This window comes from Roseibium sp. AWQ4_290 (genome assembly GCF_056160985.1).
Genome location: NZ_JBSWYG010000006.1, coordinates 73,370 through 98,383 on the forward strand (window position 1 = coordinate 73,370; position 25,014 = coordinate 98,383).

Genomic DNA, 25,014 nt, shown 5'->3' on the forward strand with positions numbered 1-25,014 from the left:
TCCGGAAGAAAGGCGAGAACGGCATATTCCCGTCTTGAGGATCTTTTAAATGGCTGAGTGCGCTGGCCGGACAGACCGCCGCGCGCCGCGTCAGGCGGTTTTCTGTCGGGGCTGGTCTGCGCTGTCGGCAAGCGAGAGGGTGAAGCTGACAGTCGTACCTTTTTTAACTTCCGACTCGATCTTCAGATGACCGCCATGAAGCTCCACCAGGGAACGGGCAATGGCGAGGCCGAGGCCGGAACCCTGATGGGTTTTGGTGAACTGGTTTTCCACCTGCACAAAGGGCTGTGCCAGCCGTTCCACGTCCCGTTCCGAAATGCCGATCCCGGTATCGGAGACCTCGAAGCGCAGCTTGTCGCCGCGCGGGCGGGCCTTCAGGACCACCACACCATTGTCGGGGGTGAACTTGACCGCATTGGCCAAAAGATTCAGCAGGATCTGCTTCAGGGCGCGCTTGTCCGCGTGGACGGCAAGGTCTTCGGCCACATCGGTGGTCACGGAAATATTCTTTTCGGTGGCGGCGCCAGTCACGATCCGGCTGGCGTCAATAGCCGCATCAGCGGCATTGACGACTTCTGTCTCTATGGACATGCGGCCGGCCTCGATCTTGGACATATCCAGAATGTCGTTGATCACATTGAGGAGATAGGTGCCGGAGGAATAGATATCCTTGCAATAGTCGCTGTAGCGCTCCGTGCCGATCGGGCCGAACATTTCCTGGGTCATAATGTCGGAGAAGCCGATAATCGCATTGAGCGGCGTTCTCAGCTCGTGGGAAATATTGGCGAGAAATTCGGACTTGGCCTTGTTGGCGGCTTCGGCGCGTGTCTTTTCTTCCTGATACTTGTCGGCCATCTCTACCAGCTGGCGGGCCTGAATCTCCAGGGTCTGGCGGGACTTCTGCAGGTCGGTCACGGTGGCCTTGAGGCGCTTTTCCGATTCCACCAGCTTTTCTTCGTGCTTTTTCAACGCGGTAATGTCCGTGCCCACCGACACGAAACCGCCGTCCTTCGTACGCCGTTCGGAAATCTGCAGCCAGCGGCCGTCTTCCAGTTGGGCTTCGTAGGACCCTTCAGGCGCGCCGCCGCGCTGGTTCACCGTCACCGGCTGCGGGGCGACTTCCGCGTTTGAAGCGGCTGCCATCACATCCTTGTAAGGGGTGCCGGATTTCACGGCCGCGTTGGGCAGGCTGTGCAGGGACTGGTACTTAGAATTGCAGATTACCAGCTCGTTGCGGGCGTTCCACAGCACGAAAGCTTCAGAAATGGTCTCGATGGCGTCCCGGAGGCGCAAGTCAGCCATCCGGCTTTGTTCAGCCAGCTGGTGCTGTTCGGTAATGTCGATACAGATGCCGATCAGGTGCGGCTCGGCCCGGCCCGGTTCGGACTGGATTTCCCCGCGCGCCCGTAGCCAGATCCAGCTGCCATCGGAGTGGCGCATGCGGAAGGTTTCATCCACGAGGGTCTCACCGGTCTCAAGCAGGTGTTCGGCCAGTCCCAGCAGGTCGATATCGTCCGGATGGGTGATCGCGGAGACTTCAGCAAAGCTCAGGATGTCGTCCTTCGGCTCCTGACCGAGAAGCTCATAGAGGGAGGATGACCAGAACATGCGCCCGCGGGAGAGGTCCCAGTCAAACAGGCCGCAGCGCCCGTGGGTGAGGGCGGTGTCGATCCGGGCCCGTGTGGCCGCATACATGTCGTCCGCCTGTTCGGCCCGGGACGCCTGGCTGAAGAGGCCGTAAATCACCGCCAGCAGCACCAGAGAGGTGCCGGCAAAAAGGGTCACATTGGCGGAAAGGCCAGTGCGCCAGTCTGCATAGACCGCATTCTCCGGCTGCAGGACGGCGACCATGCCCAGCTTGCCGTCAAGATGATGCACTGTGGCCAGATAGGGCTCACTGCCCAGGCCGTTGCCAAGGTCAACCGGGACAGACAGGACCCCGGCGCGCGCACCAAACACTGTCAGGGGCTGGGAGGGGGACAGAAGGCCGGAGATCGGGCGGTTTTCCAGCCCGGGTTTGGCCGGGGCAGTGGCGGCAATGATGCCTTTCTGATCGACAATCAGGAAGATCCGGGACCGGCTGGTCGCGCCCGCAGGCAGGCTGTCGGCCAGGGTGCGTTTCAGCGTGGTGCGGAAGCCGGTTTCGGGAAGGCTGGCCTCGGCCTCATTCAGCCGGTTGGCCACAACCGTTGCCATCAGGCTGAGGGTGGTTTCTGCCGATTGGCCGGTGTCAGAATGTTCTGTCGCCAGCTCTCCGGCGCGGAACACGGCCAGGATGACGATAAAGACAATGGCAAGGCCGGGAATGATGCGCCGCATCAGGCTGTCGGGGCGCAGCAGGTTGTCCCGCAGCGTTCCGAAGAGCGTCACAAGGCGGAGGGCCGGGCTGCCGGTATGGCGTTCCGGGTTCGAATCGTTGTCGCTGCCACGCGTGGAAGCGTCGCTCGCCAGTGCTCGCGCCATAGGAAGTGTGCCTCAAGTTCCGCCGCATCGGAGCGTGCTCCGAATCACTTCCATTTGAATCAAATCTTATGTCTTTGTCCAGCCCCGCCGAAGAAGAAAATGGTTAACGTGCAGCCAATTTTACCGCTGACTTGTTAACCTTTTCCAGTAAAGCCCACTATTGCAATGTTCTGTCTACGATATCCCGGCTGTCTCTCGACAGGTCTTCGCTTGATGAAATCTTCAACAGGGCGGCTTCCGCAAGTCGACTGCGTTGTGGATCAAGTGCCCTCCAGGAGCGGAAGCTGGTTAGAAGTCGAGAGGCGACCTGGGGGGTCCGGCTGTCGATCAGGAGCGCCGATTCGGCAATGAACTCAAAGCCCGTCCCGTCGCGCCGGGCGAATTGCGTCGGATTTCCAGTGGCAAAAGACTGCAGCAGGGACCGGATCCGGTTCGGATTTCCCGCATCGTAAAGCGGGTGGGTGAGAAGCTCTTTTACCTTGGGTAAGGTTTCGTCGCCGGGCGCGGTCGCCTGGGTCATGAACCATTTGTCCATGGCCAGAGAGTTGTTCCGGTGGCGGTCCAGGAATGCGGCCAGGGCCTCGCTGCTGCGTGTCATGCGGTCATGAACCAGAAGGGTCAGGCAGGCGAGGCGGTCTGTCATGTTGTTGGCGGCGGCGAACCGGCTCCAGATCAGATCTTCGGTGCCGGCAGCACCGGAGGCGGCATAATAGTAAAGGGCCCGGTTGGCCAGAGCCCGGTCTCCGGCCGGTCCGGCCTGCGGCGAGTAGTCGCTGCCAGGCGCAAGTGCATCGGCAGTTCTCAGGAAGGCGGCCTGATGGCCCCTGGCAATCGCCGTGCGAAGGATCTGACGGGCGCTGTGTACCGCATCCGGGTCAACTTCCTTGCCAATCTCCTGGGCAATGTCCGGCTCGCTGGGCAGCGTCAGGGCCAGGGCCTTCAGGGCGGGGTCCAGATCCTGGTCCTCCAAAACCGCACCAAAGACGGCCACACCGCCGGGATCCGCCTGAGCCTCCTTCCCTTTGCCGATCAGGCCGCTCATGCGCACAAGATCTTTCAGGGCAAGGGTCTGCACCGCCTGCCAGCGGTTGAACGGGTCCGTATCATGGGCGGCCAGAAACCGCAGGTCCTCAAGACTTTGGGGCTGGTCAAGCCGCACGGGCGCGGAGAACCCCCGGGCAAGGGACAGGACCGGCGCGGCGGGCAGGCCGGAAAACGTGATCTCCTGCCGGGCCTCTTCCAGCACCAGCACATCCCCCGACAATCTGGCTCCGGCCGCATCCGGCAGGGCGATATCCTTGCCGTCCTGTCCGATCAGGCCGAAACGCAACGGGATCACGGCCGGTTTGCCGGCCTTTTGTCCCGGCAGGGGGGGGATGGTCTGCGACAAGGTGAGCGTGTAGGTCTTCTTCTGTGCGTCATGGTGGGGCTTTACGCGCACAACCGGCGTGCCCGCCTGTTCGTACCAGAGCGCAAATTGGCCAAGATCCACCCTGGCCGCTTCTTCAAAACAGGCCAGAAAGGCTTCAATCGTTGTGGCGTCCCCGTCATGGCGCTGAAAATAAAGATCAAGCCCCTTGCGGAAGCCGTCAGCTCCCAGAAGAGTCTTCAGCATCCGCACGACCTCGGCGCCCTTTTCATAGACGGTGGCCGTGTAAAAGTTGTTGATCTCGTGATAGGCGCGCGGGCGCACCGGATGGGCGAGGGGGCCGGCATCTTCCGGAAACTGGTGGGACTTCAGGAGCCGGACATCGGCGATGCGCTTGACGGTGCGCGAGCGCATGTCAGCGCTGAATTCCTGGTCCCGGTAAACCGTCAGCCCTTCCTTCAGGCACAGCTGGAACCAGTCCCGGCAGGTGATGCGGTTGCCGGTCCAGTTGTGGAAATATTCATGGGCAATCACCGCCTCGATATTGGCATAGTCCTGATCGGTTGCGGTCTCCGCATCAGCCAGAACATATTTGTCATTGAAGATGTTGAGGCCCTTGTTCTCCATGGCCCCCATGTTGAAGTCGGAGACAGCAACGATATTGAACACGTCCAGATCATATTCGCGCCCGAACACCTCTTCGTCCCAGCGCATGGAGCGTTTCAGCGAATCCATGGCCCAACCGCAGAGCGGCTCATTGCCGTGTTCGACATAGATGTTCAGGGCGACTTCCCTGCCAGATGCGGTGGTGAACCGGTCCGGAACGGCCGCCAGATCCCCGGCAACAAGGGCGAACAGGTAGGAAGGTTTGGGGTGGGGATCATGCCAGACGGCAAAATGACGGCCGCTGCCGGGAAACTCTCCGGTGTCCTGAAGATTGCCGTTGGCCAGCAGCACCGGGTAGTCCGCCTTCGAGGCCTCCAGACGGGTCGTGTAGACAGCCAGAACGTCCGGGCGGTCGAGGAAATAGGTGATGCGCCGAAAGCCTTCAGCCTCGCACTGGGTGCAGAAGGTGCCGGAAGATCTGTAAAGACCCATGAGCTGTGAATTGGCATCCGGGTTGATCCGGGTGGTCAGCGTCAGGTCGAAAGCCCCGTCCGGCGGCGAAAGAAGCTCCAGCTTGTCCGCTGTGACTGAATAGGCGGTCTCTTCAAGCAGGGTTCCGTTCAGCGCCACTGTCAAAAGATTCAGATCGTCCCCGTCCAGGCACAGGGGCGTCCCGGCCCGTGTGCCGGGCTGGCGGTCAATCCTGAGGACCGCGATAACCTTCGTGGCCACCGGGTCAAGCTGAAACGTCAGGTGAACCTTGTCGATACGGTAGGCAGGCGGTTGGTAGTCTTCCAGCCGAATGGCCGGCGCCGTTTCGGATCGCATCGAGGTCTCCCGGGAGTTTGTTCAGATGTCAAAGCCTGTCCGCGGACGATTAACCCGCATCAGGCCTTGGCAACGGCTCAATACACATAGCCGTGCCCCAACCGCGTTAACATGATCACCAAATGGGGCAAAGTCCTGATTTTGCAACTTTTGCCTTTGCGGTGTTTTGTTTTTCACATTCTGGTTGCGGGGATGAGGTTTTGACCTTCTGCGGGCCATTGACTATGTCAGAGGCGTCTTGAGTCACTGGGAAAGTCTAAATGAGCCGCCTGGACAGTTTCATCCGCCGTATGACATCGCAGAAAATCCTGCTGGAACATCTTGTCGACAAGGTCAATGCCGTCGATGGTCCGGTTCTGGAACTGGGGCTCGGGAACGGCCGCACCTATGACCATTTGCGGGAAATCTATCCGGACAAGGAGATTTTTGTCTTCGATTTCGCCATGAACTGCCATCCGAGCTGTGCGCCGGATGCGGAGCACATGATCCTGGGCGATATCCGCGACACACTTGCCTTTTGCGGCCCGCGTGTCGGCGCATTGGCCTCCTTTGCCCATATCGATATCGGCTCGGCCGATCCGACCAACGATCTTGCAATTGTCGATTGGCTTGAGCCGCTGCTGAACCAGCGCATGGCGGTCGGGGGATATGTACTGACCGCGCTGGCGCTCAATCTGCCGAATTTCGAAGCCCTGGAAAAGCCGCAAGGCATCCATCCCGGCAGATATCATATCTACCGCAAGACCGCAGACGCCTGAGCAGCGCTCCCTTCTTGATATCTGTGCCGTTTTTTCCTCCTCCCGATCTGAACAGGAACCTCACGCATGTCCGCGCCCCTTGAAGGCATTAAGGTTGTCGAACTCGCCCGCATTCTGGCCGGGCCCTGGACGGGGCAGACCCTGTCTGACCTCGGGGCGGATGTGATCAAGGTGGAGAGCCCCAAGGGGGATGACACGCGAAGCTGGGGGCCGCCCTTTGTGAAGGATGCGGACGGCGAGGACCGGGATGCGGCCTATTTTCACGCCTGCAACCGGGGCAAGCGCTCTGTGGTGGCCGACTTCCGGACCGAAGAAGGTCAGGAGATCGTGCGCCGTCTGGTGGCCGGTGCGGATATTGTGATTGAAAATTTCAAAGTGGGCGGTCTCACCAAATACGGTCTCGATTATGAGAGCCTGAAAAAGGTCAATCCAAAGCTGATTTATTGCTCCATCACCGGGTTCGGCCAGGAGGGCCCCTATGCCCACCGGGCCGGGTATGACTTCATGATCCAGGGCATGGGGGGCATCATGGATCTGACCGGTGAACCGGATGGCGGCCCGCAGAAGATTGGCGTTGCCTTTGCCGATATCTTCACCGGCCTTTACGGTGTGGTCGGCATTCTGGCCGCACTCCGGCGCCGGGACAGGACCGGGGAGGGCGAGCATGTTGATATGGCGCTTCTGGATGCCCAGGTGGGGGTTCTGGCCAATCAGGCCCTCAACTATTTTGTCTCCGGCACGGCGCCCAAACGCCTCGGCAATGCCCATCCCAACATTGTGCCTTACCAGGTGTTCCCGGCCAGCGACGGCCATTTGATCATCGCGGTTGGCAATGACGGCCAGTTCCAGCGCATGTGCGGGGTTCTGGGCCTTCAGAATCTGGCTGAGCAGCCGAAATTTGCAACCAATGCGGCCCGGGTTGCGGCAAGAAGCGAACTGGTTCCGCTGATCGCAGCGGAAACGGCAGTCCGCGCCCGGGACGATCTTCTGGCTGCCTTGGAACTGGAAGGGGTTCCGGCGGGACCGATCAATTCGGTGAAAGATGTGTTCAACGATGCCCAGGTGGTCCATCGGGGCATGAAGGTGACGCTGAAAGCGGATGGGGTTGAGGGCGGCACTGTCTCCTCTGTGCGCACGCCGATCACCTTTCAGAACAGCTCTCTGGTTCTGGACCGGGCAGCCCCGTCTCTGGGCGAACATACCGCTGAGATCCTTGCAGAACTTGGCCTCACTGAAGAGAAGTCGTCCAAGGCGTGACCCGGGCGGCAGACAGCAGGACGGGCAGTATGAAAAATACGGACTATCTGAGGTTTCTGGACTCCACCGTGCTGGCGGATGACTGGGGCCGGTTGACCCGCTACTGGTTTCAATACCGCCGCCAGGATGGTGGCTGGCAGGAAATGACCCGGGAAGCCTATGACCGGGGCAATGCGGTTGTCTGTCTTCTGTTCAACCCGGAGACCGGCTGCGTTCTGTTGACGCGCCAGTTCCGCCTGCCAGCGTTTCTCAATGGCAAGGACCCTTTTCTGGTGGAAGCGCCTGCCGGCCTGTTGGAAGGGGCGAAGCCGGAAGAGCGGATGCGCGCGGAACTGATGGAAGAGACCGGCTTCGAAGTCCCCGCTCTGGAGCACCTTTTTGACGCGTTCATGAGCCCTGGCTCAGTGACCGAATATCTGTCTTTCTATACCGGCACCTACCGGCTCAAGGACAAGACGGGCGAGGGCGGGGGCGCGGAGCATGAGGGCGAGGATATTGAAGTTCTTCATGTGCCGCTTGAAGAGGCGCTTTTGAAAACCCGCACCGGGGACATTTGCGACGCCAAGACGATCATGCTGCTGCAGGAGCTTGCCTTACGGCAGATGATGGACAAGAAGACAGGATCCGGCGCACCAGCCTGACCTGCCTTAAAGGTAGTTTGACGTTAAGGGACGGAACGCTAAGATCGCAGAAAACAGGACAAAGCTGGTGAGCGAAGACAGCAAACGGGACCGCCGCATCAAGCTTCCGCTGACAAGCATTGTCGGCGTCGGGTTCGGTGCGTTTGTCGCGATTGCCATCGGTCTGGTGCTGGCGCTTTCCGTCAGTGCGAATTTCAGAAACACGTTTTCCCTGCTCAATGACAAAATGATCTTGAGCACGGAGGCGCTGGAAACCCAGTTGCGCACCCATTTCACGTCTGTCCAAAAGGCGGTTGTCGGCCTGAAACCCTATTTCGAGGGCGGCAAGGTCGGCTTTGACGATCCGGAGCGGACCCTTCAGGACCTGTCCATTGCCCTGCAATCCAACGCGGATCTCACAACCCTTGTGATGACGTCACCGGATGGCCGGCGGCTCGGGATCTACCGGGCGCCGTCTGGAAAATTATGGCGGATTGAAACCGATACGCCGCCGCCGGGCATGGATGTGCGCGATCTTCCAGAGCTGACACCGGACAGTCCGCCGACCTGGGGGGCGCTGGTGAAGCACAGCGTCGGCCTCTTTGCCAATGTTTCCGTGCCGCTGGTAGAAGACGGCAAAATGGCGGGCATTCTGACTGCCGCCAGCTCCATGAAAGACATTGCCGAGCTGGTCAAGGCCCAGGATGATGGCAGCGACAACACCATCTTCATTCTGGATGGGGACAGCCGGGTGATCATGCATTCCGACGCCAACCACCTTCAGACCGGCGGCAACATCAAGAACAATCTTCCCGGCCAGTGGAGCCGCGTGGGAGACCCGGTTCTGGCGGGCATGGCGGATGAGGAGCCTTTGGAGGAATTTCAAAAGGCTGCGGACCTGGGCATCAATGTTTTTTCGGTCGAGACGGAAGACAAGGACTTCATCATCATGAAGACCCGGCTCGAAGGCTTCAGCGACCAGCCCTGGACAATTGGCCAGTACTTCCTGAGCGCCACTGTCTCGCGGGAGGTGCGCCGGCTGGCCGGGTCCATGTTTGTCGGCTTCGGGGCGCTTGTGGTGTCGGTTCTGATCGCGTTCTGGCTGGGCCGCCGGGTGGCACGGCCGCTGCGCAATCTCGCGGTTCAGTCCCGGCGCGTGGGCAGCCTCTCCCTCAACGAGGTTCAGCGTATGCCGCGCAGCCGGGTTGCGGAGATTGATCAAGTCTCGCTAGCCTTCAATTCCATGGTCGAAGGGCTCAAGGCCATGAACCCTTATGTGCCCCGGTCCCTGTTCACCAAGCTGATGCAGCTCGGCGGTGCCCAGGCCGCCGAAGCCCGGCAGGCGGAGCTGACGGTCCTGTTCACCGATATTGTCGGTTTCACGGCTCTTTCGGAACATTTGAGCGCAGCAGACACCGCGCGGCTCCTCAATAGCCATTTCGCGATCCTGGTCGAGGCCGTGGAGCGGGAAGGCGGCACGGTCGACAAGTTTCTGGGCGATGGCATGCTGGCCTTCTGGGGCGCGCCGGACGCACGTCCCGACCATGCGGAAGCTGCCGTGCGCACGGCGCGCAGAATTGCGCAGACATTGCACGCTTCCAACAAGAAGGCGGCGGAAGAGGGCCGGCCGGAAATGTCCATGCGCATCGGCATTCACACGGGCGAAGCGGTTGTCGGAAATGTGGGGGCGCTAGACCGGTGGAACTATACGGTTGTCGGCGACACGGTGAACGCGGCCGAGCGGCTTCAGACCCTCGGGCGGGAAGCGGAGGGAACGCCGGAGATGACGATCCTTGCCAGTGCGGACACGGTGGCCAAACTCCCGGGCGACGTCAGCAAGCGGGCCGTTGGGGCTCATCATTTGCGTGGGCGCAGTGGCCTTATGGAGGTCTATTGGATCGATCCGCAGCTCCAGGTCTCGCTGGAGGTGCCCGAACAGGACAGCGCTGCGCAGACGAGCCGTCCAGTGTCGGCGGCAGAATAGCCCCGCGCAAAATCAATTACTTGGCGGAAGAAGGTGCAAGATTCTGAAAAAATAGGGGGAATCTGACTGCCGTAATTCAGGTCACTGCGCAGCAACACAGAATTCCTCATTGCTATCCAAAGGCAAATTTGGTTGTCTTTCTGTCGCAAAAAGGGCTTAGTAAGCCTTTTTGCAGACAATCCTGGCCGGGGAAGGAATAACGCGGTGAATGTTCTCTCGATCGAGGGATTAACGGTAGAGTTTAATACGGCCGAAGGATGTATCCGGGCAGTTGACGACGTTTCCTTTGCCGTTCCCGAAAACCGCACAGTGGCATTGGTCGGGGAATCCGGGTCCGGCAAGACAGTTATTTCCCAGACCATCATGGGCCTGCTTCCCCAGGCCGCCGAGATTACCGCCGGCAAGGTTCTGCTGGCAGACCCGAGCGGGGCCGAGCCGCCGGTCGACATTGCCGCGCTTGAGCGCAAGGGGCCGCAGATGCGGCATCTGCGCGGCAACCGGGTTGCGATCATCTTCCAGGAACCGATGACCTCTCTGTCGCCGCTGCACACAATTGGCGACCAGATCGGTGAGGCCGCCCTGCTGCACCGGAATGTCTCCGGAGCCGAGGCCCGTGAGCTCACAAGGGACATGCTGCACCTCGTTCAGTTTCCTGATCCGGACCGGGCGCTGGACAATTATCCGTTTGAACTGTCCGGCGGTCTGCGCCAGCGGGCCATGATTGCCATGGCGATGATCTGCCGTCCGGCGCTTTTGATTGCCGACGAGCCGACGACTGCGCTGGATGTGACGATCCAGGCGGAAATCCTGAAACTCATCCGGGAGGTTCAGGCCGAACTGCGCATGTCCGTGCTGATGATCACCCATGATTTCGGCGTGGTCGCCAACATGGCCGACGAGATCGCGGTCATCTATCACGGCCGGATCATGGAAAAGGGCACGGCCCAGCAACTCTTTTCCAATCCGCAGCACGATTATCTGAAAGCGCTCTTGAACGCGGTTCCAAGTTTCCACATGGACAAGAGTGAACGTCTGGTGCCGATCCGGCCCATTGAGCTGAAGTCGGAGGATCTGACACGCAACCGGCCCAAATGCGATGTGACGCCTGGCGAGCCTCTGGTGGAAATGCGCAATGTCACCAAGTGCTTTTCCCTGCGCAAAGGCTCGCTTTTCAGCTCCAAGGCCAAAACCATGACGGCTCTGGATTCCATCAGCTTCACCATCCGGCGCGGCGAATGCCTGGGGTTGGTGGGGGAATCCGGCTCGGGCAAGACCACTGCGGCCAAAGCCATTTTGCGCGCGCTCACCCTGGAAGGCGGCGAGGTTCTTTACAACCGCGGCCAGGGTTTGGAAGACATAGCAGGCCTCAGCGGGGAAGACCTGATGGACTACCGGCGCCGGGTTCAGCTGATCTTTCAGGACCCGTTCTCCTCGCTGAACCCGCGCATGACCATCAATGACACGCTCATGGAACCTTTTGAGGTTCACGGCATCGGCACGCCGCAGGAGCGGGCGGAGCGGGTGCGCAATCTCATGAACCTTGTGGGGCTCGACCCCAGGTTTCTGCGCCGCTACCCCCATTCCTTCTCCGGCGGCCAGCGCCAGCGCATCGGCATTGCGCGGGCGCTTGCACTCAATCCGGAATTCATCTTGTGCGATGAGCCGACCTCTGCCCTGGACGTATCGGTACAGGCGCAAATCCTGAACCTGTTGCAGGATCTCAAACGGGACCTGAACCTGACCTATCTTTTTGTCAGCCACAATCTTGCGGTGGTCGACTATGTGGCGGACCGGATCGCGGTGATGTGCCGGGGACGCCTGGTGGAACTGGGCGAAACCCGCACGGTGGTCGGCAATCCGCAGCATCCTTACACCAAAGCGCTGCTGTCGGCCGTTCCCGAGCCGGACTTGTCCGCACCGCTTGATTTTGCTGCGCTGGACGCCAACCGCGCGTCCGAGCCGCAGCTTTGGCCGGAGCCGTTCAGGCTTGAAGACGGCACAGAACCGTCATTGGTCGAAATGGAACCAGAACATTTTGTCTGCGCACCCGGACTTAAGAATTCCGGGGCACTTGAGGGGACAGCAGCATGAATTTCAAACACCTGGCAAGGGCAGGGGTGTTCCTGACCGCCGCCATAATGGCGGGGCCCCTGGCCGCGCTTGAGTTTAAGGAAACTCCGGGGCTCGACCCGTCCCTGCCACCGGTGGCAGAGCGTCTTCCCGCAGAACCGCTGGTGGTCGACCTGGAAGCCAAGGGCCGGACCGTGGGCACTCCGGGGGGCGCGCTTGACACCTTGATCGGCCGCTCCAAGGACGTGCGCCTGATCAACGTTTGGGGCTATGCCCGGCTGGTCGGCTATACGGAAGAGCTGGAGCTTGTGCCAGATCTCCTGAAGGATGTGGAGGTCGAGGATGGCCGGATCTTCACCCTGCACACCCGCAAGGGCCACAAATGGTCCGACGGGCAGCCTTTTGGCGCCGAGGATCTCCGCTATTATTTTGAAGATGTGGTCAGCAACAAGGATCTGACACCGTCGGGCCTGCCGCCTTTTTTGATGGTGGATGGCAAGGGACCTGAATTCGAGGTGCTGGACGAGACCACCGTGCGGTTCACCTGGGACGCGCCCAATCCGCTGTTTCTGCCGGAGCTCGCCAAGGCCCGTCCGCCCTTCATCTACCGTCCTGCCCACTATCTGAAGCAGTTTCACGAAAAATACGGCGATCCGGATTTCATTGCCAAGGAAGCCGCCAAGGTCAAGGTGCGCAGCTGGGCGCCGCTGCACAACAAAAAAGACGACATGTATAATGCGCGCAATGCCGATCTGCCGTCCCTGCAGCCCTGGGTGCGCAAGCGCGACGACAGCGAATTGCGCTTCATTCTGGAACGCAATCCCTTCTATCACCGGGTCGACAGCACGGGCCAGCAATTGCCCTATATCGACGAAGTCATCATGACCGTGGCCGACCGCAAGCTGATCCCGGCCAAGACCCAGGCGGGCGAGAGCAATCTTCAGGCCCGGAACCTGAGCTTTTCCGACATCACGGTCCTGAAAAAGGGCGAAAAGCGCAATGATTACACCACAGCGCTCTGGTCCAACTCCAAGGGCTCTGAAATTTCGATCCAGCCGAACCTGACCGTCAAGGATCCGGTGTGGCGCACATTGCTGCGCGATACGCGCTTCCGGCATGCCCTGTCACTGGGCATCGACCGGAAACTGATCAACCGGGTTCTGTTTTTCGGCCTTGCGACACCGGGCAATGACACGGTTCTGCCAGCCAGCCCGCTCTATAAACCCGAATACACCACCAAATGGGCCAAATACGATCCGGACAAGGCCAATGCCCTCTTGGATGACATCGGTCTGACACAGCGCAATGACGAAGGCATCCGTCTGATGCCGGACGGCCGGCCCCTGGAGATCATCGTGGAAACGGCGGGTGAAGCCCAGGTGCAGGAAGATGCGCTGGAGCTGGTGACCGAGATGTGGCGTGAACTGGGGGTGAAGCTGTTTGCCAAGCCGAGCCAGCGCGACAACATGCATAAGCGTGCCATTTCCGGCGATCTGGTGATGGCCGTCTGGTGGGGGTTTGAAAATGGCATTCCCACCTCCGAAATGCCGCCGGATGACTATGTCCCGGTGCATGGGGACCGGTGGTCCTGGCAAGCCTGGGGGGATTATTATGAAACCCACGGGGAAGGCGGTGAAAAGCCGGACTGGCCGCCGGCAGTCCGCCTGATGGAGCTTTACAAGGCCTGGCTGAACTCCAGGACGGCGGACGAACGGGCCAAGATCTGGGAAGAGATACTGGATATCCATGCGGAAGAAACCATCCATATCGGCCTTGTCTCCGGCGTGCGTCAACCCGTGGTCATCAAAGAGGTTGAAAACGTGCCGCTGGAAGGGATCTATGGCTGGGATCCGGGCGCCCATTTTGGCATTCACCGGATGGACGAGTTCTATATGGATGATGAGGACTGAAAGCTGCTCCGTCAGGTCCGGAACAGGATCTGACGGGCCGCCTGCAGGGAGACGGCATGCGCTTGCGGGCATGAACTCAATAGGGCTGCGGCATTGCAGCCAGGCTGGCGGGCGGGCCAGCCGTATCGGGCCTAAGGGGAGACCAGGTGCTCTATTACATTATACGCCGGATTTTCATGATGGTCCCCACCTTGCTGGTGATCAGTTTTCTGACTTTCTTGATCATTGAATTGCCCGCAGGCGATTATATTTCCAACCAGATTGCCGCGCTCAAATCCACTGGCGAGGAATCGTCTGTCGCCAAGCTGGAGTTTCTGCGCAAGGAATATTCGCTCGACCGGCCGTTCTTCGAGCGGTATCTGATCTGGATCGGCCTCTGGCCAGGAACGAACGGCCTTGACGGGCTGCTGCAGGGCAATTGGGGCTGGTCGTTTGAATTCGACAAACCGGTGGAGCAGGTGGTTGGGCCAACGCTGCCACTGACCATCGTGCTTAATTTCGCGACCATCCTGTTTGTCTATGTCGTGTCATTCCCGATCGGGATCTTTTCCGCAACCCGGCAATATTCCTGGGCGGATTACGGCTTCACCTTGCTGGGATATATCGGCCTGGCAACACCGAATTTCCTGCTGGCACTGATCCTTCTTTATCTGTTCAATCTGTGGTTCGGCCTGTCGGTCGGCGGGCTGATGGCGGCCGAATATATCGACCAGCCCTGGAGTGTGGACAAGGCCATGTCGGTCATGGCCCATCTGATCGTACCGACCATCGTGATCGGCACGTCGGGAACTGCCGCCATGATCCGCAGGTTGCGCGCCAATCTTCTGGACGAGCTGCACAAGCAATATGTGACCACCGGCCGGGCCAAGGGGCTGAAGGAAAACCAGCTTCTGGTCAAATATCCGCTGCGCATGGCGATCAACCCGTTCATTGCCGATATTGGAAACTTGATCCCCTCCATGGTGTCAGGCTCCGTGATCGTCTCCGTGGTGATGAGCCTGCCAACCGTTGGCCCGGTCCTGCTGTCAGCCTTGCAGTCCCAGGATCAGTTCCTGTCCGGCTTCATTCTGCTCTTTGTGGCGGTTTTGACATTGATCGGCATGTTGATTTCCGATCTGTTGCTGGCGGTGCTGGATCCGCGCATCCGTCTGGGCGGAGGGGCTGCGTCATGAGCAGGGATGTGAAAGACGGCGCGCCGGTGCGCGAGGTGGAGCATTACGTTGATCCGACACCGTTCAATCCGGCGGTGACGGAAGACATGACGGCGGAGCAGGAACGGTTCTACCAGGCCTCCCAGTGGCAAATCATGTGGTGGAAGTTCAAGCGCCATAAGGTCGCCGTCTGGTCCGGTGTGATCCTGATCCTGTTTTATCTGTGCGTGCCCTTTGCGGAGGTCATCGCGCCCTACAGCCCGAACTCCCGGGACGCCGATCACCTGTTTGCGCCGCCCCAGTCGGTCCACCTCTTCCACGAGGGCTCATTTGTCGGGCCGTTTGTTTATGGCATGTCCTCCTCGATCGACATGGAAACCCTGCAATGGGTCTTCACGGAAGATCCGGACGACGTTCAGCCCATCCGGTTTTTTTGCCGGGGCGCGAAATACAAGTTCTGGGGCCTGTTTGACGCCGAATTCCATCTGTTCTGCCCTGCGGAAGGCGGCACCCTGTTTCTGGTCGGCACAGACCGGCTGGGCCGGGACCAGTTTTCCGGGCTGGTCTATGGCGCGCGCCTGTCCCTCACCGTGGGCCTGATCGGGGTTACCATCTCGATCGTGCTCGGATTGTTTTTCGGCGGGATTGCCGGCTATTTCGGCGGGGTGCTTGACAGTGTGATCCAGCGCATGATCGAGATCATCCGCTCTCTGCCGGAGCTGCCCCTGTGGATGGCCCTGTCTGCGGCCCTGCCGGTCACCTGGAGCCCAGTCTGGATTTATCTCGGCCTCACGGTCATTCTCGGGCTTCTGGATTGGCCGGGTCTTGCCCGTGCGGTGCGCTCCAAGCTGCTCTCCTTGCGCGAGGAGGAATATGCCAAGGCGGCGGTGCTGATGGGAGCCAAACCGAAACGTGTGATCACGCGGCACTTGCTCCCTGGCTTCACCAGCCACATCATTGCCTCCGCCACCTTGTCGATCCCGGCCATGATCCTGGGGGAAACCGCGCTGTCTTATCTCAATCTCGGTCTGCGCCGGCCGGCCATTTCCTGGGGGGTTCTGTTGAACGAAGCCCAGAATATTTCGGTCGTAACCGTTTATCCCTGGCTGATGGCCCCGGTGCTGCCCATCATCATTGTGGTTCTGGCGTTCAATTTCCTGGGCGATGGTTTGCGCGATGCGGCAGATCCCTATAAGTGAAGACCCGGAATTTGATTTGTCCGGCGGGCCGTTCCGGCCCGCCTTTGCCATCAGGAAACACCATGTCAAAAAACGCCACCACCGCCGCAGGCTGGGACGAGGAATATGAAGCCGGGCGCTGGGCCTTTCTGCGCTCGCTTCCCGAAAGCGGGCGCTATGGCATTATCGGCATGTGGCTGAGCCTGACCGGGGCCATGGACGAGGTACTGGATATCGGCTGTGGTGAAGGCCTGCTCTATGAGCGTTTGAAACCCATGGGGGTCAAACGCTATGTGGGCATCGATCTCTCTCCCGCCTCGCTGCAGATCGCAGACGTGGATCCGGCTATTGCCAGCCTGCGGGCGGGCGACATGCATGCTTTTGAACCGGAGGCAGGCGAAACCTTTTCCGCCATTGTCTTCAATGAGGTTCTGCATTTTGCCGACGATCCGGCCGCTGTGGTCAGCCGCTATGTGCCGTTCCTGAAAAAAGACGGTGTGATTGCCCTGTCCATGTATTCTCCGAAAAAACCTGAATCCGGTGCCAACAAGCTGATCAACAGCCTGTGGGCGGCAACCGATGATGCGGCCACATGGGAAGTTCTCGACGATTACCGTCTGGTCTCAGACAAAAAAGGCGTCACTTGGCGCATGCGTCTGGTGAAGCCTAAGGGATAGAGAGGACCAGGACATGGTTCGGTTGCTGGGCCTCTTCTTTGGCATCACAGTCTCCTTCCCGGTATGGGCTTGCCAGCCACCTCACATTCCCTCTGCAGACGTCAGCTATCAGAATGCAGAGCTTCTGTTTCGCGGGCGCATTTCAAAGATTGAATACATAGAACCGACCGGCAAATGAAAGAAAGCGGAAACCTCACCGGCTGAACTCTGCGCTCACCCCGGCAAGACCACGATGGTCGACATGCCACCCTTGTTGCGCAGCGCATGGGTATCGGCAAGATCCGGATCGCTGATCCAGGCCTTGGCGGCATCCAGGGCCGGGAAGGACAGCAGCGCGGCGATGTCCGGGGCGGTGCCAGCCGCTTCCAGAACGGTCACATCCGGGGTGGCGGCCAGGATGCTGCCGCCATGCTTGGCAAGCGCCTCTGCGGCTTTTTCCCGATAGGCACCAAGGCTTTCCTTGTCGGAAATGGTGATCATGGCAAGGGCTTGAATGGGCATGAGGCAGGTCCTTTTCCTGAAGCGTTTCGACAAGCTGACGGTATCGTGAAGCTGGTCTGCGGAAAATTCGTCAATTCCCGAAAGTCATTGTGCAAAAATGCACAGAAGGAAAAAGGCTTGGGATCGCCATGGACAATTGGGATGATCTGAAATTTGTGCTCGCAATTGCCTCCGCAGGCACAGTGACCAAGGCGGCGCGCGGCTTGGGGGTGACTCACTCCACCGTGTCCCGCCGCCTGTCCGCGCTGGAAGAGCGCATGGCCACCCGCCTGTTTGAACGGCTGCCGGAGGGCTTCGTGCCAACCACCGCCGGAGAGGAGGCGGTTGCGGCGGCCCGGCGTATGGAAGCGGAGATTCTGGCGCTTGATACCCGTATCACCGCGCAGGATGCGGAGCTGGAAGGACCGCTGCGGGTGACGGCGGCCCAATTGCTCTTCCAGGTGCAACTGGCGGAAATCATGCGGCAATTTTCAGAGCGCCATCCGCGCATCGAACTGGAAATGGTCGCCGCCAATGAAAAGCTGAGCCTGCACCGCCGGGAAGCGGATATCGCCGTCAGGGTGACCGATACACCCGGAGACAGCCTGTTCGGCCGCCTCGCCACCGGCCAGCGGCGCGGCTACTATATGGCCCGCAGCTTCGCCCGCCAGCACCAGGGGCTTCTGGAGACCGGCCGGTCCCGGGACGCGCTGGCCTGCGTCACCTTCAAATGGTGGGGCAGGGGCGTGCCGAAAGAGATCCGGACCCGCTATCCGTCCGCGTTTATTCGGCTGGTGGCGGATGACATGATCGCGCTTCACGCTGCGGTGCGCACCGGAATGGGGATCGGCCGGCTGCCGTGCTTTTTAGGAGATCTTGATCCGGAGCTGATCCGTGTGCCGGGGATCGAGCTGTCCCGCTATCTCGACATCTGGGTCCTGACCCATCCAGATCTGAAAAATGTCGCCCGCATCCGCGCCTTTCTGGGCTTTGCTGCGGACGCCTTCAAAAAGAATGGTCAGCTCTATCTGGGGGGCTGAAGACCAAACTTTGCATAAGATTCTGAAAAGAAGCCATTTTAGAGCAGGGTCCAAGAGCGCGTGGCGCTTCCTCGGATTTGCCTTTCGATGCCTGACACCAGAGATTTCAATGCAAAAGACGAACCGGTTTGAATCCAGATGAACACGACAGGCTCTTATTCACTTGACACTGAAGTTCGTTACATTTTCCGGCGCGCTCCGAACGAATTTCGAATTCGAGAATGTGACGAGCAAGTTTATGTTTCTAGTGTGGTTTTCGAATTTGAAATCCGCTCCGGCGGTTCCTGCTAAGATGAGGCGTTTATCAAATTCACCAAACTAGATCCACCGGCGCACGTTTTGACAATAGTCCTCATAGGCCGCCCCGAAGATGCGCCGCAACTGATCTTCCTCCGGCTTGATCTGAAATTCGGTCAGATACCAGAGAAAGGCCGGGAAGAGGACCAGCGACAGGAGACTGCCGAAATAGAGGGAGACCCCGAGGAGCAGGCAGGCAAGGCCGAGATACATCGGGTTGCGGCTCAGCCTGTAAATTCCGTCGGTCACCAGGGCGCTGGTCTTGTCGGGGGCCATTGGATTGACGGTGGTTTTGCGCTGCCAGAAGGCCTTGAGCGCCAGAATGTCCGGCAGCAATCCCAAACAGACCAGAAGTCCGGCAAGGGGGATCTGTCCCGGAAACCGGAGCGACAGATCCGGAAAGAGGGCGGAAACTGCCCAGGTCAGGACGGCCGCAACTGCAAAGACCAATGGTGGCGGGACCTTCAGTTTCATGGGGCTTCGCCACCACGGGGGGGATCTTTCAGCTCAATCGGCTGCCCATGCGGGGTGGCTTTTGCAGCCGCGCCCCAGGCCTCTTTCAGCTGGGCAAGCTGACCGGACCCGGCCACGCCCTTGGCGCTGAGCAGCGTTTCAAAGGCCGTCAGCCAGTGATCGTAATAGCCAAGTATGCCGCCGCTGCCATCTCCGTCCTTGGCCAGTTCCGCCCCAAGGGCTTCGGTCCATTCCGGCCATGTAAACAAGCCAGCCTCATGAGCTTTCAGCGTCATGGCGAACACCCGGGCTTCCCAGGGGGCGCTGAACACCGGCCCGCCGTCCTGGTCCAGCGGCAGGCGGGGCAAGGAGGCAAAGGGGTCAGGCAAGCTCAAGATAGGGCTCCCAAAGGTCCAGGCGCAAGGTGAGACGGGGATCGCTGTCCGGCCCCCAGACATCCGTTCCCTTGAAGGCAACGCCATAGAGCCAGGCTGGTTGTTCCCCCAGACCTTGCGCATTTGTATCGGGAAAGACGTGAACACCGTGCACGGCCTCGATCCGGCCGGGCACATGGCGGGCATAGCGGGGCAGGCGGGTGTGGTGTTCCGGATGCATCTGTCTGGTGCGCACCGCATCCCCGACCCGGTAGCGGGCGGGCTGGCGCACGGGCCGGTCGGCGGGCGCTCCTTTTGACAGGGTCTCGGCAACCTCATCCGCTTTCAGGACCCGTTTCACAGGTTTGGGCGCGTCAAGGGAATGTCCGGCCGCCAGTTCTTCCTGAGTTACAAGCCCTGCCTGCACCAGCAGCTTTTCCAACCCGAGGGTCCAGATTTCATAGTAGCTGGAGGACAGATAAACGGCCGGCGGCAGGCTTTCCCGGGCAAAGCGCGACCGATCCAAAGACCAGGAGCCGGTGGCACCCATGGCAAGCGTAAGGGCAAAGGTCCGCTCTTCCCAAATGGCATGAAAATTCGGCTCGTTGTCTTCCAGCTCGATCGGTCCGAAGCCCATCTGGCCACCAAGATCCTGGGCACCGTTCATCGGGCGTCTCCTGCCGCCTGTGTGCCCGGATCAAGCGCAAGCCCGGTGCCGATCATGCTGTTGCGCGTCACCAGCCTGGCCAGCTCCTTTTCGCTCCAGCCCCCGGTTCCCTCCGGTCGCCGGGGGATCACGAGATAGCGGACCTCTGCAGTGGAGTCCCACACCTTGATTTGGGTTGTTTCCGGCAAGGTCACGCCGAATTCGGCCAGAACACCGCGCGGATCGCGGACGGCCCGGGACCGGTAGGGGGCGGATTTGTACCAGACCGGCGGCAGGCCGAGCACGGTCCAAGGGTAACAGGAGCACAAGGTGCACACGACCATATTGTGGGTGGACGCCGTGTTCTCGACGGCGACCATGTGTTCGCCCTGGCGGCCGGTAAAGCCGAGATCGGCAATGGCCGCTGTTGCGTCCTGCAGCAGGTGGGCCCGGTAATTCGGGTCCGCCCAGGCGGCCGCCACCACCTTGGCCCCGTTCTTAGGACCGATCTTGGTTTCGTAGGTGTCGATCAGCTCGTCCAGCGCAGGCGGATCGATATAGCCCTTTTCCGTCAGAAGCGTTTCCAGGGCGCGCACGCGCAGGTCAATGTCGCTGAGTTCGGAATGGTCGTGGTCGTGGGACAAGGCGGCCTCCCGGCAAAGGCGTTATGCTGATTTTTTCAGATGATAATCGTTTGGCACAAAAAGAAGAAGCCATATGGTGGTTTTACGTATGTCTGGCAGCAGGTGGCCTTCCAGTGCCTTTATCTCGTTGGGGGAATCTCCGCCAAGGCGTTTGGGCCAGACGGGGTTCTTTGGCACAGTTGACGAAAACCAGCAGATCTTGGAGGCACAGGTGAAAATCGGTTTGGGCGGCGGCTGCCATTGGTGCACCGAAGCTGTGTTTCAGGCGCTGTCCGGCATTTCAAATGTGGAACAGGGCTTTATCCGCTCAGACCGGCCTGACAACAGCTGGTCGGAGGCGGTTCTGGTGACGTTCGATCCGGCTGCTCTGCCACTGGAACGCCTGATCGAGATCCATCTGCGCACCCATTCCAGCACGTCGGAGCACAAGATGCGCAGCAAATACCGGTCGGCCATCTATGTCTATGATGCTGGCACGGGCGTGAAGGTAGGCCGGATCCTGAGGACGCTTCAGCACGGGTTTGAGGCGCCGCTGGTGACGAAAATCCTGACGCTCTCTGCCTTTCGGGTGTCGGACGAACGCTTCCGCAATTATTATGCCTCCGGCCCGGAGCGCCCCTTCTGCAAGACCTATATCGACCCGAAACTGGCCCTGTTGCGGCAGCGCTATGCCAGCGCCCTGCGCGCAGCGGTCGAGGCTGCGGAATAGGGATCCATGAGCTGCCGCGCAGATTTGCTGGCATCCTTGCCGGTATTGTCCCATGGGAAAAGCTGCGAAACTTGGTGTGAGCCTTGCAGAACAGGGTCATCCCCCTTGGGTCATCAAATAGGTCCGCTTGGTATCACTCACCGTCTTCATCTTAAGGAGGACAAGGGGCCCCGGATCAGGTCCGGGACGGCGCTCCGGGTCATGGATGGGGCCAGGGAAAGCCGTGGCGGTTTGATAGCGCCTCCAGCAGGGCGTCCTTGTCGTTGATGAAGCTGCCATCGGGTAGGACCAGCACTGGCAGGCTTTGGTTGTCTTCCCCTAAAAGCCCAATAATCTCCCGGCGCGGACGCGTCCAGGCGATCCGGTGAACGTCAAGGTTTGCCGCAAGATCGGGACGCGCGGCCAGAACGCCTTCCACAAGCGCGCAATGCCAGCAGTAAAACACCTTGCCCGGATAGGCCGGATCGTCAAAGCCGGGGGCCAGGAGATAGAGGCGGTCTTTCATCATAGTCACCTGAATCTGAAGTTCGTCACATGTCCCGCCACGCTCCAAACGAACTTCAGAGTCGAGAAGGTGACGAGCAGTTTCATGTTTTTAGAGTAGTTTTCGAATTTGAAATACGCTCCGGCGGTGACTGCTAGAATGAGGCGTCTTTTAAATTCACCACACTAGAAGTCTTTCGCGGTGGTCAGGCGGCCTGTGCGAACAGCTCTTTCACGCCGGGCCAGTCTGCGCCCTCGTGATGGGCCGCGATGGCCAGAAAGTCTTCCAGAAACGCAAAACTGGCCTCGTCATGGGCAAGATGGTGGCTCAACAGGCCAAGCGGCTCTGAGCGTGTGTTCCGGCGCCGGGTGAGCTGCAGGTCAAAACGCAGGCGGGCACTTTCCCAACCGATGAAACGCACCGGCTGTTTCCATTTCAAGATATCGACATGGCACTGAAGCTGATGCGCGCGCGGGAAATTGTGAAAGGTGAAGGTGGAGAGGCACGGCAGGCCGATTTCCGGCAGGCGCCGTGAAATCTCCGGATCAATCCGGTTCCAGGGTGGCACCATGGCAGGCACGAAACGCGCGCCGAACAAGTGCTCCAGCCGGGCCTTGCCGTCCTGAAGCTGCGCCATCAGTTCCTGCGGGTCGCGCCGGGAACCAAGTTCAGCAGCCTTTTCGCGCTTTGCCTTGATCTGGAAATTCTTGTGCTGCCAGCCATGTTGCAGCACGAGCGCATGGTCTTCGCCTGCCAGCCGCTCCGCCAGCGCCCCGGTGGCGTCCTTCGGGATGACGGCAAGGCCGATATCGACATGATGAGCGTTGGCAAGGGCCAGCAGCCGGTCCAGGGCAGGCGTTGGAGCGACGGCGTCATCGTCCCGCCACCAGAACCGGACCTTGCGGCCCCGCTCGGCGAACCAGTCGAGATGCTGAAGAAGCGCGTCTTTGAAGCGCTGGGAATCGGCGGATTTGGAAACAGGGGTCAAGGAACGCGGATCCGGATGGGTCAGGGGCAGGTGGCTGTGAACAGGAAATAGCCTATCGTTGCAAACAAATGGTCCTTTTTGCGCAGCTTTGCAATTTCGTTCTGCCAGTCTTTCAGCTCCGCTTCGGACACGAGCCCTGCCTGCAGCGCCTTTTCTCCAAGCCCCGAAAAATAGCCTGCGCCCAGATCCTGCGGGAAAATCAGGACCCGTGACGCGATGGCGATTTCCGTGAACCCGAGATCCTGCAAGGCCTCGTGCAGCGGCCCCGGCAACCAGGCCTGCTCCACCGCCCGGGACACTTCGTAATCCATGATCCGGCGCATGAGCGGGCGGTCGGCGGTGTTGATGGTGTTGGTGGAAAAATCCGGTTCGATCAAGGCAAGGCGCCCGCCCGGCTTCAGCACCCGCTGCATTTCCCTGAGGGCTGTTGTGAAGTCCTTCAGATAGATCAGCATCCGCTCAGCGCGGACACAGTCGAAGCTGTTGGCCTCAAACGGCAGATCGCAGGCATCACCCACTTGATAGCGGATATCCTGTCCGGCGCTTCTGGCCCGCTTTTGAGCCTCCTGAATGAAGTCCGGGCTGAGATCAATCCCCGTCAAGCGCCCGGACGGGCCGGTGAGTTCGGCCAGCCTCAGGGTCTCAAGGCCAAACCCGCAACCCACATCCAGAACCGCCTGGCCGTGCGCTATCCCGGTGCGCTGGCGGGCGAGGGCTTTCAGCTCCTGCAGCTGTGTTATGCCGTCAAACGCCTCCAGTGCCGCAATAAAGCCGGAGGTCTCGTGCACCTCGTTCATTGTCTTGAACTGACGCAAATCCATGGGACACTGCCTTTCCAGAAGTGTTAAGACGCGAACCCTGCTGACCCGCCGTCCGCTCGGGCTTTCAGATCTTCTACCAGAATGTCAGCGCTTGTGGCCGCCCCGCCCAGCGAGACTTTGTGCCTCTTGCGGGGCAGATGCAGGGCATCGTCCACAGCGGCGGCCAGCTTTTCCGGTGTGAGGCCCGCCTCAGAGACCACGACGGCGCGGCCATGGCGGGCAAGGGCTTCGGCGCGCTGGCTCTGCTCGGTCTCATTGGCCTGGGCAAAGGGCACGAAGACGGCCGGAACACCGGCGCTCAAGATGTCCAGCACCGTGTTATATCCGGCCTGGCTGACCGACAGGCGGGCCCGTTTCAAAAGCGCCGGAAAATCCGGGCGGGCCCGCTCGACCCAAACCCCGTCTGGCGCGTTCCTTCGATAGAGTGCAAAGGCGTCTTCCGAAACGTCATGGCCAATCAGAAGACGCCATCTTGTATCCCCGGCGCGGCGCGACAGGGAGCGGGCTTCCAGCGCGGCGGATAACAGAGCCTCTGCCACCGCGCCGCCGCCGCAGGACAGGATCACCTCATCCGTGCCATCCTTTCCCTCCGGGTGGGCTTGCCGGTCTGCATCGGCATAGCCGGTATAGCGCACAAGCGGCGCGACGCGGTCCGCAAAGGGAAAACTGTCGGCAAGCTGGATGAAATCTGGATCGGAATGAACCAGCACCCGGTCATAGAACCTCAGGGCCTGACCGGCCATCCATTCTTCTTTCCAGAGCTCCTTCTTGCGCACCAGAATGTCACGGATAGAGGTGGCAATCACCGGCGGGCGGGGTTTTGCCTTTGCCCGCTCCAAAAGCGGTGTCAGCTCGAAATCCAGCTGGCGGCGGCCAAAGGGATAGGTCTCTGTCAGCAGCAGATCGAAGTCCTCGGCTTCGAAGGCTTGAATCGATGCGTGAACACGTGCCTTTTTCCAAGCTTCGTCAATATCCTGGCCCTCAAGGGTGACAAGCCGCTTGAAACGTGCATCCGGGCTTTTGCACGGCGGGAGCGCAACCACCTGTAGCGTGCCCGTGTCAAGCGTGGGCGGGATTTTGTTGCCGCTGGCAAGTGTGACGGCGATCCCTTTTTGGGCAAGCGCCTTGCCGATGGCCGCAGCCCGGACCACATGGCCAGTGCCCAGAAGGTGCTGCACATGGATAAAGGCCTTGAATTGCATGGTGC

General features: G+C 60.1%; 22 protein-coding genes. 11 read left to right on the forward strand and 11 right to left on the reverse strand.

What is annotated here, in order from left to right:
* Window positions 1–90 precede the first annotated feature (90 nt).
* Both ACXAH0_RS07785 and pepN read right to left on the reverse strand, forming a co-directional pair.
* On the reverse strand, window positions 91–2,463 hold the full coding sequence (locus ACXAH0_RS07785; RefSeq protein ID WP_475183265.1) for a sensor histidine kinase: 2,373 nt from the start codon (window positions 2,461–2,463) through the stop codon (window positions 91–93).
* A 157-nt stretch (window positions 2,464–2,620) separates the two neighbouring features.
* Entirely contained in the window at window positions 2,621–5,266 is a 2,646-nt protein-coding gene (gene pepN, locus ACXAH0_RS07790) for an aminopeptidase N (protein WP_475190121.1), read from the reverse strand.
* A gap of 260 nt (window positions 5,267–5,526) precedes the next feature.
* On the opposite strand from pepN, the gene ACXAH0_RS07795 reads away from it, so the two are divergent.
* The 9 genes from ACXAH0_RS07795 (at window position 5,527) to ACXAH0_RS07835 (ending at window position 16,871) form a co-directional block, all read left to right on the forward strand.
* A complete protein-coding gene (locus ACXAH0_RS07795; RefSeq protein WP_475190123.1) occupies window positions 5,527–6,024 on the forward strand; it encodes a class I SAM-dependent methyltransferase in 498 nt (165 codons plus the stop codon).
* Between the two features lie 66 nt (window positions 6,025–6,090).
* Window positions 6,091–7,281 carry a CaiB/BaiF CoA transferase family protein gene (locus tag ACXAH0_RS07800; RefSeq protein WP_475183250.1) on the forward strand — a complete coding sequence of 397 codons (1,191 nt, stop codon included), beginning with the start codon at window positions 6,091–6,093 and terminating at the stop codon, window positions 7,279–7,281.
* A 29-nt stretch (window positions 7,282–7,310) separates the two neighbouring features.
* A complete protein-coding gene (locus ACXAH0_RS07805) occupies window positions 7,311–7,922 on the forward strand; it encodes an NUDIX domain-containing protein (RefSeq protein WP_475190124.1) in 612 nt (203 codons plus the stop codon).
* Window positions 7,923–7,989: 67 nt separating this feature from the next.
* Window positions 7,990–9,885, forward strand: coding sequence for an adenylate/guanylate cyclase domain-containing protein (locus ACXAH0_RS07810; RefSeq protein WP_475190126.1), 1,896 nt, complete (start codon window positions 7,990–7,992; stop codon window positions 9,883–9,885).
* A gap of 204 nt (window positions 9,886–10,089) precedes the next feature.
* A complete protein-coding gene (locus ACXAH0_RS07815; protein WP_475190127.1) occupies window positions 10,090–11,976 on the forward strand; it encodes an ABC transporter ATP-binding protein in 1,887 nt (628 codons plus the stop codon).
* Window positions 11,973–13,865: an ABC transporter substrate-binding protein gene (locus tag ACXAH0_RS07820; protein WP_475190129.1), complete on the forward strand. Its 1,893-nt coding sequence runs from the start codon at window positions 11,973–11,975 to the stop codon at window positions 13,863–13,865. The genes ACXAH0_RS07815 and ACXAH0_RS07820 overlap by 4 nt, the downstream gene beginning before the upstream one ends.
* Window positions 13,866–14,011: 146 nt before the next feature.
* Window positions 14,012–15,037 (forward strand): ABC transporter permease, encoded by a 1,026-nt coding sequence (locus ACXAH0_RS07825; protein ID WP_475183223.1) that lies wholly within the window; start codon window positions 14,012–14,014, stop codon window positions 15,035–15,037.
* Entirely contained in the window at window positions 15,034–16,215 is a 1,182-nt protein-coding gene (locus tag ACXAH0_RS07830) for an ABC transporter permease (RefSeq protein ID WP_475190131.1), read from the forward strand. The genes ACXAH0_RS07825 and ACXAH0_RS07830 overlap by 4 nt, the downstream gene beginning before the upstream one ends.
* A gap of 62 nt (window positions 16,216–16,277) precedes the next feature.
* Entirely contained in the window at window positions 16,278–16,871 is a 594-nt protein-coding gene (locus ACXAH0_RS07835; protein WP_475190133.1) for a class I SAM-dependent methyltransferase, read from the forward strand.
* A 213-nt stretch (window positions 16,872–17,084) separates the two neighbouring features.
* Here ACXAH0_RS07835 and ACXAH0_RS07840 read toward each other — a convergent pair whose 3' ends face one another.
* Window positions 17,085–17,372, reverse strand: a complete 288-nt coding sequence (locus ACXAH0_RS07840) for a DUF1330 domain-containing protein (protein ID WP_475183209.1) — start codon at window positions 17,370–17,372, stop codon at window positions 17,085–17,087.
* Between the two features lie 128 nt (window positions 17,373–17,500).
* On the opposite strand from ACXAH0_RS07840, the gene ACXAH0_RS07845 reads away from it, so the two are divergent.
* A complete protein-coding gene (locus ACXAH0_RS07845; protein ID WP_475190134.1) occupies window positions 17,501–18,391 on the forward strand; it encodes a LysR family transcriptional regulator in 891 nt (296 codons plus the stop codon).
* Between the two features lie 318 nt (window positions 18,392–18,709).
* Here the strand turns inward: ACXAH0_RS07845 and ACXAH0_RS07850 are convergent, their stop codons facing one another.
* The 4 genes from ACXAH0_RS07850 to nthA are packed head-to-tail and all read right to left on the reverse strand — an operon-like array spanning window position 18,710 to window position 20,805.
* Window positions 18,710–19,162, reverse strand: coding sequence for a methyltransferase family protein (locus ACXAH0_RS07850; protein WP_475190135.1), 453 nt, complete (start codon window positions 19,160–19,162; stop codon window positions 18,710–18,712).
* Window positions 19,159–19,536, reverse strand: a complete 378-nt coding sequence (locus ACXAH0_RS07855) for a nitrile hydratase accessory protein (RefSeq protein WP_475190136.1) — start codon at window positions 19,534–19,536, stop codon at window positions 19,159–19,161. Before ACXAH0_RS07855 ends, ACXAH0_RS07850 begins: the two co-directional genes overlap by 4 nt.
* A complete protein-coding gene (gene nthB, locus ACXAH0_RS07860; RefSeq protein WP_475190138.1) occupies window positions 19,523–20,182 on the reverse strand; it encodes a nitrile hydratase subunit beta in 660 nt (219 codons plus the stop codon). The genes ACXAH0_RS07855 and nthB overlap by 14 nt, the downstream gene beginning before the upstream one ends.
* On the reverse strand, window positions 20,179–20,805 hold the full coding sequence (gene nthA, locus ACXAH0_RS07865) for a nitrile hydratase subunit alpha (RefSeq protein WP_475190139.1): 627 nt from the start codon (window positions 20,803–20,805) through the stop codon (window positions 20,179–20,181). Before nthA ends, nthB begins: the two co-directional genes overlap by 4 nt.
* 211 nt (window positions 20,806–21,016) lie before the next feature.
* On the opposite strand from nthA, the gene ACXAH0_RS07870 reads away from it, so the two are divergent.
* A complete protein-coding gene (locus ACXAH0_RS07870) occupies window positions 21,017–21,514 on the forward strand; it encodes a peptide-methionine (S)-S-oxide reductase (RefSeq protein ID WP_475190142.1) in 498 nt (165 codons plus the stop codon).
* Between the two features lie 199 nt (window positions 21,515–21,713).
* On the opposite strand, the gene ACXAH0_RS07875 is transcribed toward ACXAH0_RS07870, so the two are convergent.
* The 4 genes from ACXAH0_RS07875 to ACXAH0_RS07890 all read right to left on the reverse strand — a co-directional run bounded on the left by ACXAH0_RS07875 (window position 21,714) and on the right by ACXAH0_RS07890 (window position 25,009).
* Complete coding sequence (locus ACXAH0_RS07875; protein ID WP_475190143.1) at window positions 21,714–22,022, reverse strand: DUF3088 domain-containing protein; 309 nt, start codon at window positions 22,020–22,022, stop codon at window positions 21,714–21,716.
* 181 nt (window positions 22,023–22,203) lie between these two features.
* Complete coding sequence (locus tag ACXAH0_RS07880) at window positions 22,204–22,986, reverse strand: polysaccharide deacetylase family protein (protein ID WP_475190145.1); 783 nt, start codon at window positions 22,984–22,986, stop codon at window positions 22,204–22,206.
* 20 nt (window positions 22,987–23,006) lie between these two features.
* On the reverse strand, window positions 23,007–23,807 hold the full coding sequence (locus ACXAH0_RS07885) for a methyltransferase domain-containing protein (RefSeq protein ID WP_475190147.1): 801 nt from the start codon (window positions 23,805–23,807) through the stop codon (window positions 23,007–23,009).
* A 23-nt stretch (window positions 23,808–23,830) separates the two neighbouring features.
* A complete protein-coding gene (locus ACXAH0_RS07890) occupies window positions 23,831–25,009 on the reverse strand; it encodes a glycosyltransferase family protein (RefSeq protein ID WP_475190149.1) in 1,179 nt (392 codons plus the stop codon).
* Between the last annotated feature and the right edge of the window lie 5 nt (window positions 25,010–25,014).

Excerpts from the sequence above, each read along its gene's own strand:
- ACXAH0_RS07785 (WP_475183265.1), bottom strand. The coding sequence starts at position 2,463 with ATGGCGCGAGCACTGGCGAGCGACGCTTCCACGCGTGGCAGCGACAAC.
- ACXAH0_RS07845 (WP_475190134.1), top strand. The coding sequence starts at position 17,501 with ATGGACAATTGGGATGATCTGAAATTTGTGCTCGCAATTGCCTCCGCA.
- ACXAH0_RS07805 (WP_475190124.1), top strand. The coding sequence starts at position 7,311 with ATGAAAAATACGGACTATCTGAGGTTTCTGGACTCCACCGTGCTGGCG.
- ACXAH0_RS07890 (WP_475190149.1), bottom strand. The coding sequence starts at position 25,009 with ATGCAATTCAAGGCCTTTATCCATGTGCAGCACCTTCTGGGCACTGGC.
- ACXAH0_RS07795 (WP_475190123.1), top strand. The coding sequence starts at position 5,527 with ATGAGCCGCCTGGACAGTTTCATCCGCCGTATGACATCGCAGAAAATC.
- ACXAH0_RS07835 (WP_475190133.1), top strand. The coding sequence starts at position 16,278 with ATGTCAAAAAACGCCACCACCGCCGCAGGCTGGGACGAGGAATATGAA.
- ACXAH0_RS07820 (WP_475190129.1), top strand. The coding sequence starts at position 11,973 with ATGAATTTCAAACACCTGGCAAGGGCAGGGGTGTTCCTGACCGCCGCC.
- ACXAH0_RS07850 (WP_475190135.1), bottom strand. The coding sequence starts at position 19,162 with ATGAAACTGAAGGTCCCGCCACCATTGGTCTTTGCAGTTGCGGCCGTC.
- nthB (WP_475190138.1), bottom strand. The coding sequence starts at position 20,182 with ATGAACGGTGCCCAGGATCTTGGTGGCCAGATGGGCTTCGGACCGATC.
- ACXAH0_RS07800 (WP_475183250.1), top strand. The coding sequence starts at position 6,091 with ATGTCCGCGCCCCTTGAAGGCATTAAGGTTGTCGAACTCGCCCGCATT.
- ACXAH0_RS07875 (WP_475190143.1), bottom strand. The coding sequence starts at position 22,022 with ATGATGAAAGACCGCCTCTATCTCCTGGCCCCCGGCTTTGACGATCCG.
- pepN (WP_475190121.1), bottom strand. The coding sequence starts at position 5,266 with ATGCGATCCGAAACGGCGCCGGCCATTCGGCTGGAAGACTACCAACCG.
- ACXAH0_RS07840 (WP_475183209.1), bottom strand. The coding sequence starts at position 17,372 with ATGCCCATTCAAGCCCTTGCCATGATCACCATTTCCGACAAGGAAAGC.
- ACXAH0_RS07885 (WP_475190147.1), bottom strand. The coding sequence starts at position 23,807 with ATGGATTTGCGTCAGTTCAAGACAATGAACGAGGTGCACGAGACCTCC.
- ACXAH0_RS07830 (WP_475190131.1), top strand. The coding sequence starts at position 15,034 with ATGAGCAGGGATGTGAAAGACGGCGCGCCGGTGCGCGAGGTGGAGCAT.